The 9,104-nt window shown below is 45.3% G+C and carries 7 protein-coding genes; all 7 read left to right on the plus strand.

What is annotated here, in order from left to right; all coding sequences use genetic code 11:
- Positions 1 to 273 precede the first annotated feature (273 nt).
- The 7 genes from ppsA to PseudUWO310_RS22280 all read left to right on the plus strand — a co-directional run bounded on the left by ppsA (position 274) and on the right by PseudUWO310_RS22280 (position 8,818).
- Positions 274 to 2,706 carry a phosphoenolpyruvate synthase gene (gene ppsA / locus PseudUWO310_RS22250; protein WP_143190549.1) on the plus strand — a complete coding sequence of 811 codons (2,433 nt, stop codon included), beginning with the start codon at positions 274 to 276 and terminating at the stop codon, positions 2,704 to 2,706.
- 618 nt (positions 2,707 to 3,324) lie between these two features.
- Entirely contained in the window at positions 3,325 to 4,563 is a 1,239-nt protein-coding gene (gene ssuD / locus PseudUWO310_RS22255; protein WP_143190550.1) for an FMNH2-dependent alkanesulfonate monooxygenase, read from the plus strand.
- Positions 4,564 to 5,403, plus strand: a complete 840-nt coding sequence (gene ssuC / locus PseudUWO310_RS22260; protein ID WP_143190551.1) for an aliphatic sulfonate ABC transporter permease SsuC — start codon at positions 4,564 to 4,566, stop codon at positions 5,401 to 5,403.
- Between the two features lie 92 nt (positions 5,404 to 5,495).
- Positions 5,496 to 6,038: an NADPH-dependent FMN reductase gene (gene ssuE / locus PseudUWO310_RS22265; protein ID WP_143190552.1), complete on the plus strand. Its 543-nt coding sequence runs from the start codon at positions 5,496 to 5,498 to the stop codon at positions 6,036 to 6,038.
- A gap of 58 nt (positions 6,039 to 6,096) precedes the next feature.
- Positions 6,097 to 7,173, plus strand: a complete 1,077-nt coding sequence (locus tag PseudUWO310_RS22270; RefSeq protein ID WP_143190553.1) for an aliphatic sulfonate ABC transporter substrate-binding protein — start codon at positions 6,097 to 6,099, stop codon at positions 7,171 to 7,173.
- 33 nt (positions 7,174 to 7,206) lie between these two features.
- Entirely contained in the window at positions 7,207 to 8,058 is an 852-nt protein-coding gene (locus PseudUWO310_RS22275) for an ABC transporter permease (RefSeq protein WP_190316132.1), read from the plus strand.
- 10 nt (positions 8,059 to 8,068) lie between these two features.
- On the plus strand, positions 8,069 to 8,818 hold the full coding sequence (locus PseudUWO310_RS22280) for an ABC transporter ATP-binding protein (protein WP_143190554.1): 750 nt from the start codon (positions 8,069 to 8,071) through the stop codon (positions 8,816 to 8,818).
- Positions 8,819 to 9,104 lie beyond the last annotated feature (286 nt).

Raw genomic sequence — 9,104 nt, forward strand, 5'->3', positions numbered from 1 at the left:
CGGCATCCCTCTTTTGGGTTTTGATTTTGTCCCAACTATCGGTTACGTTGCTATATCGGTAAATAAATGTAATGTCTACAAATTTAGTTCTTTAGCAATAGTTATAATGTTGTTATCTAGGATCTGGAAAAAACCTAAAATCGGGATTTGAAAATCTCAAAATTAGACTTCAAGATTAGACTTCAAGATTGGACTTCAAGATTGGGATTTAGGGCTTCATCATCTGTCCGTGAATCGATCTAATCATTAACTTGATTAGGGAGTTGAATCATCATGAATAGCTCAATTTTTACTTCCGAAATATCGAGAAATATTCCGAGAGAACAAGCTTTAATACTTTGGTTTGAAGAAGTAGGAATTACCGATATTCCTCTGGTTGGTGGCAAAAATGCTTCTCTTGGCGAAATGATTCGTCAGCTCAAGCCGAAGGGAGTGAATGTTCCCAATGGATTTGCTACCACTGCTTACGCTTTTCGGTACTTTATCGAAAAGGCTGGACTGGAGGCGAAACTACGCGAACTATTTGCCGATCTGAATATTGAGGACATGAGTAACCTGCGCGATCGCGGTCGATTGGCAAGAGCCTTAGTTCTCAGTACACCTTTACCTGACGATCTGCAAATGGCGATCGCCATATCCTATCAAAAACTCTGTGAATGCTACGAATGTGGCAAGGAAGCCGATGTTGCTGTTCGCTCCAGTGCTACAGCCGAGGACTTGCCCGACGCAAGCTTTGCGGGGCAGCAGGAAACCTATCTCAATGTCTATGGTACAAACGAAGTAGTTGAAGCCTGTCATCGCTGCTTTGCTTCGCTATTTACCGATCGCGCGATTTCCTATCGTACGATTAACGGCTTCGACCATTTTGATATTGCCCTCTCCGTCGGTGTCCAGAAAATGGTACGTTCCGACCTCGCCGCCTCTGGGGTAATGTTTTCCATCGACACCGAAACAGGCTTTAAAAATGCAGCGCTCATCACCGCCGCCTATGGGCTAGGTGAAAATGTCGTACAGGGTGCAGTCAACCCCGATGAGTATTTTGTTTTCAAACCCACCCTCACACAAGGCTTTCGCCCCATTCTCGAAAAACGCCTCGGAACGAAGGAAATCAAGATGGTGTACGACCTTGGCGGCAGTAAGCTGACTAAGGATATTCCCGTTCCCCCTTCTGAGCGCATTAAGTTCGCGATTACTGATGACGAAATCCTGCAACTTGCTCAATGGGCTTGCATTATCGAAGATCACTATTCCGCATTGCGTGGCAAATTCTCGCCGATGGATATTGAATGGGCTAAGGATGGTCGCACGGGCGAATTATTTATCGTGCAGGCGCGTCCCGAAACGGTTCAGTCCCAAAAATCGGGCAATATTCTCAAGAATTACAAACTGAAGAGCGGTGGCAATGTTTTGATTGCGGGTCGTGCAGTTGGTGAGGCGATCGGGCAAGGCAAGGCAAATGTAATTCTCGAAGTACATCGGATCGAAGATTTTCAAGCAGGTGAAGTTTTAGTTACCAATAAAACCGATCCTGATTGGGAACCGATCATGAAAAAAGCAAGCGCGATCGTCACCAATCAAGGTGGGCGTACCTGTCATGCCGCAATTATTGCCAGAGAAATGGGCATCCCTGCGATCGTGGGTTGTGGGGATGCCACGGGGATCATCACGACTGGGCAAGAGGTGACGGTATCCTGTGCCGAGGGCGAAGAAGGTAAGGTTTATGGCGGATTAGTTCCCTTTGAAGTGATTGAGACTTCTCTCGATGATTTGCCACAGATTGCCACCAAGATCTTGATGAATGTCGGCAATCCTGAAGAAGCTTTTAGCCTATCTGCGATTCCCTGCGATGGTGTGGGCTTAGCTCGTATGGAATTTATTATCGCCAACCATATCAAAGCCCATCCCCTTGCCTTGATCCATTTCGATACCCTCGAAGACAAATCTGCTAAACGAGCGATCGCGAAACTAACCGCAAGGTATGAATGCAAAACAGATTTCTTTGTAGACAAACTCGCCCAAGGCATCGGTACGATCGCCGCCGCATTTTATCCTAAACCTGTCGTAGTAAGGATGTCCGACTTTAAGAGTAATGAGTATGCCAATCTCCTTGGCGGTCGGGGATTTGAACCCCTCGAAGAAAATCCGATGATTGGCTGGCGTGGTGCATCCCGTTACTACGATCCGAAATATCGCGAAGCCTACGGCTTAGAATGCCAAGCCCTAAAGCGCGTTCGCGATGATATGGGTTTAACCAATGTGATTCCGATGATTCCTTTCTGTCGTACGCCTGAAGAGGGGCGGAAAGTCCTTGCGGAGATGGCAAAACATGGCTTAAATCGAGGTGAAAATGGACTTGAAGTTTATATGATGTGCGAAATTCCTAGCAACATCATTCTGGCGGATGAGTTCTCGCAGGTCTTTGATGGCTTCTCGATCGGTTCTAACGACCTAACCCAATTGACGCTCGGCTTAGATCGCGATTCGGCTCTGGTTGCCCATATTTTCGACGAACGGAATGAAGCCGTTAAATCTATGATTCGCAGCGTAATTCAAAAAGCCAAAGCCAATCATCGCAAAATTGGGATCTGCGGTCAGGCTCCCAGTGATTATCCTGAATTTGCGAGATTCCTCGTCGAGCAAGGTATTGATTCGATCAGTCTTAATCCTGATTCTGTACTGAAAACCATATTGGAGTTGGCTAAATAACGTCAGTTCGGGTTAAGCTGGCAAATTCAAAAGTCCAAAAGTAAAAGCCTTGCTACGCAAGGCTTTTACTTTTGGACTTTTGAGAAAGGGTTTGCGTAGCAAACCCTTTCTCAAAACCCGTTTCAAACTATTGGACATAATTAATTATACCAATTCCCAAAATGGCGTTGCCATTTTGGGAATCTCAAAACCTTACTGGGTTTGGTGTTTAATTCATAAAAGTGTTGCCACACTTTCGTGAATTGGTATTACAACCCAAAACCCTTAAAGTTGCGCCCCGTAGGGGCGCAACTTTAAGGGTTTTGGTAATTTATTTTGCACAAGCACTTACACAAGCACTTAATTGTCATAAGCAAACCGTAGATTTATTGCTCTTAGAGAATTCTTTGTGCAATACTAGCTAAACTACGATAACAACAAGTATTTACCGTAGTTTAACCGTGATATATTTTGCGGTTGTCGATGAGCCCCGACTCATTTACAGCCCCACTAATACCAAAGCTCAAAATGGCTATGCCATTTTAAGCTTTGAAAACCCTTACTGGGTTTGGTGTTTAATTCACAAAAGTGTTGTCACACTTTCGTGAATTGGTGTAACTTAGACAATAGGAGTGAATTGTGCAAATTTTTTGGTTTATTCCCACCCACGGTGATGGTCGCTATTTGGGAACGAGTATCGGTGGACGAGCCACTAATTTGGATTATCTTCAGCAAATCGCTCAGGCAGTCGATCGCCTTGGGTTTACGGGCGCACTCTTACCTACGGGACGATCCTGTGATGATGCTTGGATTGTCGCTTCGACCTTGATTCCCGTAACCCAGCGGATGAAATTCTTGGTAGCAATTCGTCCTGGATTAATGTCTCCTGGAGTTGCCGCAAGAATGGCGGCCACCTTTGATCGCCTATCGGGTGGGAGATTGTTAATTAATGTAGTTACTGGTGGCGATCCCGTGGAATTAGCGGGAGATGGTTTACACCTCGATCACACCGCAAGATATGAATTAACGGATGAGTTTTTAACCGCTTGGCGCGAAATTTGTGCGGGTTCTTCTAACTTTAAAGGCGAATATCTCGATATTCGCGATGGCAAACTTCTTTTTACTCCAGTTCAAAAACCCCATCCTCCACTATGGTTTGGCGGTTCTTCTGCGATCGCCCAACAAATAGCTAGCAAACATATCGATACTTACTTAACATGGGGCGAGCCCCCTGCACAGGTAGCAGAAAAAATTTCCGTTGTGAAAAAGCTAGCAGAAGCACAAAATAGACAACTTAAATATGGCATTCGCTTACATGTGATCGTGCGCGAGACTAAAAGCGAAGCTTGGGAAGCCGCTAATAATCTGATTCGTTATGTTGATGAGCAGTCGATCGCTAAAGCACAACAGGTCTATGCGCGGATGGATTCCGTTGGACAGCAAAGGATGTCACAACTTCACGGTGGTAAGAGGGATAACCTAGAAATTAGTCCCGACCTTTGGGCAGGCGTGGGGCTGATTCGGGGTGGAGCGGGAACGGCGCTAGTGGGCGATCCCGATACCGTTGCGAAGAGATTGTTAGAGTACAAGGATCTTGGTGTGGATAACTTTATTCTTTCTGGCTATCCCCATTTAGAAGAAGCCTATCGAACGGCGGAATTACTGTTCCCACATTTACCCTTAGAGAATTTACCCTCAAGCGATCGCCAATTAATGACAGGACCTTTTGGAGAAATTTTAGCTAATGAGGATTTGCCTAAGGAGCCAGTTAATATTCCCGCTAATAACCCTGCGAATAGCTTTGTCAATTCTTTTGCCAATTCTTTCCCCAGTCCTTTTCCTATTCCTGCAAAAGAGACTCAACCAACGGTGGATTAAATGGAACAGTCTCTAGGTATTTCAACCAACAAATCATTCCCAAGGAAGTTACCCCAAAAGTCTGGCAACGTTCTATCTAAAATCTGGCGCGGCTTTTTACCTTGGCTAGTTCCCATTTTTGCAATTTTTATATGGCAAATTTGTTCGCAGATTGGTTGGTTATCAGCCAAGATTTTGCCCGCACCGTTAGATATCTTTAAAGTAGGAATTAAGTTGGCTCAGTCGGGAGAACTCCTCAAGCATATTACGATCAGCGGCACGAGAGCGTTAATTGGCTTTGCGATCGGTGGTGGGATCGGCTTTTTATTGGGGCTGATTAACGGCACATTTCTGATTGCGGAGACCCTCCTCGATACCTCGCTCCAAATGCTACGGAATATCCCTCACCTTGCCCTCATCCCTCTGGTTATTCTTTGGTTCGGCATCGGCGAAGAGGCAAAAATCTTTCTAGTGGTGATTGGAGTCATGTTCCCCATTTACTTGAATACCTTCCACGGGATTCGCACCGTTGATACGGGACTCATCGAAATGGGCAAGGTCTATGGTTTGAATGCCCTTGGGGTGTTTTGGCATATTGTCTTACCAGGAGCTTTACCTTCGATTTTAGTGGGCGTACGCTTTTCCCTAGGGATTATGTGGCTGACCCTAATCGTGTCAGAAACGATCGCCGCTGATTCGGGTATTGGCTATCTGGCAATGAATGCAAGGGAATTTTTACAAACCGATGTGGTGGTATTTGCGATTTTGCTCTATGCCCTGCTGGGCAAATTAGCCGATGCGATCGCCCGCTATTTAGAATCAGTTCTTCTGAAATGGCATCCCGCCTATAACGGCAGCTAGTCATAACTCTATTGGGTTTCCATCCCAAATAATCAATTCCCAGCAATTTATTTCATTAATTTATTTCATTAATTTGCAATTCAAAGCTAACTATGACTAATATTCTTTTAATTAACGGTAGCCCTTCTGCTCCTTCGCGCTCACAAGGTATTTTGGAATATGTGATCGCCCTACTTAAGGACAAAGGCGTAAATACCGATCTGCTCTCAGTGCGCGATCTCCCTGCCGAAGATTTAGTGTTTGGCAAATACAATAGTCCTAACTTGGAACAGCCCAAATCCTTACTAGCGAAAGCTGATGCAGTAATTATCTCGACTCCTATCTACAAAGCATCCTACACAGGCTTACTCAAAACTTTTCTCGATTTATTACCGCAAAAGGCTCTGACCGATAAGGTTGTATTGCCCGTTGCAACGGGTGGTTCGATCGCCCATTTATTAGCGATCGACTTTACCCTCAAGCCCGTGCTGAGTGAGTTGGGAGCGCGGCATATTCTTGGGGTGGTCTATGCAGTGGACAAGCAAGTAACTTGGAGCGACAGCCAGACCGTAATTTTGGAAGAAGAGATCGACCAAAGGTTGAAAGAATCCCTAGAAGAACTTCTCAAAGCGATAAAGCATTCTCCCCAAGCATAGGATTTTGGGAATGAGTACGCACTTTATATAAACCATCAAGTTTTTAGCAGTAGGATCAATGTCAAACAGAAGAAATCCAAATCGCAATCGCAAGGGATTACTCGGTCGCAAGCGCTTTACAGGCTGGTTACTATCCTTTATGGCAGTTTTTGCCGTTTTTGCTCTCAATAGTTGCAGCAATCCCCAACAGACTGCGACAAGTCCCCAACCCAATCCCACCAACGCCCCCATACAGATTAGTAAACCTGCTGTCATTAAGCTTGATTATGCCTATTACAATCCTGTTAGCTTAGTTATCAAAGAGAAGGGCTGGTTAGAAGAAGACCTCAGCAAAGATAACGTCAAAGTGGAATGGGTCTTAAGTCAAGGCAGTAACAAGGCTTTGGAATTCCTCAATGGTAGCAGTCTTGATTTTGGCTCTACGGCTGGCGCGGCGGCTTTGATCGGCAAAGCCAATGGCAATCCCATTAAATCCGTGTATGTCTATTCCAAACCCGAATGGGCAGCTTTGGTCGTGGGCGCTAACTCAAATATTAGATCTGTACCCGAACTTAAGGGGAAAAAGATTGCGGCAACTCGCGGAACCGATCCCTTTATCTTCCTGCTAAGAGCCTTAGATAAATTTGGTCTGACCGATAAGGATGTGGAAATTGTGCCATTGCAGCACGCCGATGGTCGGGCAGCTCTTGAAAAAGGTGATGTCGATGCTTGGGCTGGGCTCGATCCGCACATGGCAAAATCGGAAGTGGAACAAAATTCTAAGCTCTTCTTCCGTGAGACTTCCTTTAATAGCTACGGTGTGTTGAATGTAAGGGAAGCCTTTGCGAAGGATTATCCAGAATACATTACTAGAGTTTTACAGATCTACGAAAAAGGAAGAGATTGGGCGATCAAGAATCCTGCGGAATTCAAGCAAATCTTGATTAAGGCTTCTAAGCTATCTGATGCGGTGGCAGCGAAACAGTTGGAACGTACCGATCTTACTAATTCGGCGATCGGGGAAGAGCAGAAAACCGTAATTTTAGCAGCGGGAGATGTGCTCAAAAAGAGTGGTGTGATTAAGGCTGATACCGATATTCCAAAAGTCGTTGATGCTTTGATCGATCCGCAGTACTTGAAGAAGTTGGCTAAGTAAAAGAAGAAATGCCTATCCATCAGAAACAAACATATGCGTAGTTCTCTATCGTCTAATCAAATAAATGAAGAATTTAGAGATAGATCGCCTAATTTTCTAGCACGAATAGAGCGATCGCTAAACAAACTAGGCTGGGTTAAAGGAGCGATCGTACCAGCGATACTGTTAGTTATTTGGGAAATTGCGTCTAAATCAGGCTGGGTCGCCCCCAACCTCTTACCCGCACCTTCCACGGTACTTAGCACGATTGGAGATTTAGCCAAAACTGGCGATCTTTGGAAGCATATCGGCATTACTCTTTATCGTGTATTTCTGGGCTTTGCGATCGGGGTGGGACTTGCCACCATTTTGGGAGCAATCACAGGCTATTCACGCATCATCCATGACCTCATCGATCCATTACTTCAATCACTGCGCGGTATTCCTTCTCTCGCGTGGGTTCCCCTATTTTTGCTGTGGATGGGAATTCAAGAAACCCCAAAAATCGCGCTGATTGCAGTTGGAGTCTTTTTCCCAGTCTATTTGAGCCTGATGAGTGGCATTCAGTCTGTTGATCGCAAATTAGTCGAAGTTGGCAAAATCTATCGTTTAAATGGATTACAACTAATTCAGCGTGTCTTCTTGCCAGCCACAATTCCCGCCTATATCGTCGGTTTGCGAAGTGGTTTAGGACTGGGATGGATGTTTGTCGTGGCGGCTGAATTAATGGGAGCGAGTCAGGGATTGGGATTTTTGCTCGTGGATGGACAGACGACTGGTCGCCCCGAGTTAACCCTAGCCAGCATTCTCCTATTTGCCATATTGGGAAAAGTTACCGATGGTGCGATCGCCTTTATTTCTAGACATGTTCTCTATTGGCAAGATGCCTATTTATCCCCTACTTAAGGAATCCATAATGTTAGTAATTGAAGGATTACACAAGCGATTTAGCAACGGTTTTGTGGGCTTAGATTCGGTCGATCTTCAAGTCAATAAGACCGAAATCGTTAGCCTCATCGGTACGAGTGGCTGTGGCAAAAGCACGCTTTTACGCATCATTGCAGGGCTAGAACTTCCCACTAGAGGTCTGGTTCGCATTGACAAACAAATTATCACTAAGCCCCATGCTGATATTAGTCTTATTTTCCAAGAAGCGCGGCTGATGCCTTGGCTGACGGTTTGGGAAAATATTCAGTTCGGGTTACAGCATCTACCGAAAACCCAACGTAATCTCTTAACGGGTGAAATCATTACCAAGGTTGGGTTAACGGAATTTGCGAAGGCTTTGCCAAGACAACTTTCGGGAGGTATGGCTCAGAGGGTGGCGATCGCTCGCGCCCTCGTGACCAATCCTTCGATTTTACTGCTCGATGAACCCTTTAGCGCCCTCGATGCATTTACAAGGCTGAGTTTGCAGGATCATCTCCTAAAAATTTGGGAATACGACCACCCGACGATGATTCTGGTTACTCACGATGTCGAAGAAGCACTGATACTCAGCGATCGCGTCATTGTGATGCATGGCAACCCTGGACACATTTATCAGGAATTAGCGATCGATCTGCCTCGCCCTCGTCGTCGCACCGATCGCCATCTCCAATATTGGAAAGAGCAGCTTTTGGATGCTTTGGATCTCACGGGCGATCGGTTGGCTATTGAAGCCTAGCCCCTCGCCTCCCTTCTAATACTAATTCACGAAAGTGTGACAACACTTTTGTGAATTAAAAACTAAACCTAGTAAGGGTTTTCAAGTTATACCTATATTCAGCAATGTTAGGACAAAAATCAAACCGAATAGAGAGTTGCGGCGCGAAGCGCCGCAACTCGGGAGCATCCCAATTAGGCACTAAGTATAAATACTTAAGGGAAAAGAGCTGTAAAATAGTAACAAATTAACCCGTCCAAGCAAATGACACCAGAAGAAAAAGGAAGACTTGAAGCCTGCACCAGAG

The organism is Pseudanabaena sp. UWO310, assembly GCF_006861605.1.
Lineage (GTDB): Bacteria > Cyanobacteriota > Cyanobacteriia > Pseudanabaenales > Pseudanabaenaceae > Pseudanabaena.

Coding starts and splice junctions, on each gene's coding strand:
- ppsA (WP_143190549.1), top strand. CDS start 274: ATGAATAGCTCAATTTTTACTTCCGAAATATCGAGAAATATTCCGAGA.
- ssuE (WP_143190552.1), top strand. CDS start 5,496: ATGACTAATATTCTTTTAATTAACGGTAGCCCTTCTGCTCCTTCGCGC.
- PseudUWO310_RS22270 (WP_143190553.1), top strand. CDS start 6,097: ATGTCAAACAGAAGAAATCCAAATCGCAATCGCAAGGGATTACTCGGT.
- PseudUWO310_RS22275 (WP_190316132.1), top strand. CDS start 7,207: ATGCGTAGTTCTCTATCGTCTAATCAAATAAATGAAGAATTTAGAGAT.
- PseudUWO310_RS22280 (WP_143190554.1), top strand. CDS start 8,069: ATGTTAGTAATTGAAGGATTACACAAGCGATTTAGCAACGGTTTTGTG.
- ssuC (WP_143190551.1), top strand. CDS start 4,564: ATGGAACAGTCTCTAGGTATTTCAACCAACAAATCATTCCCAAGGAAG.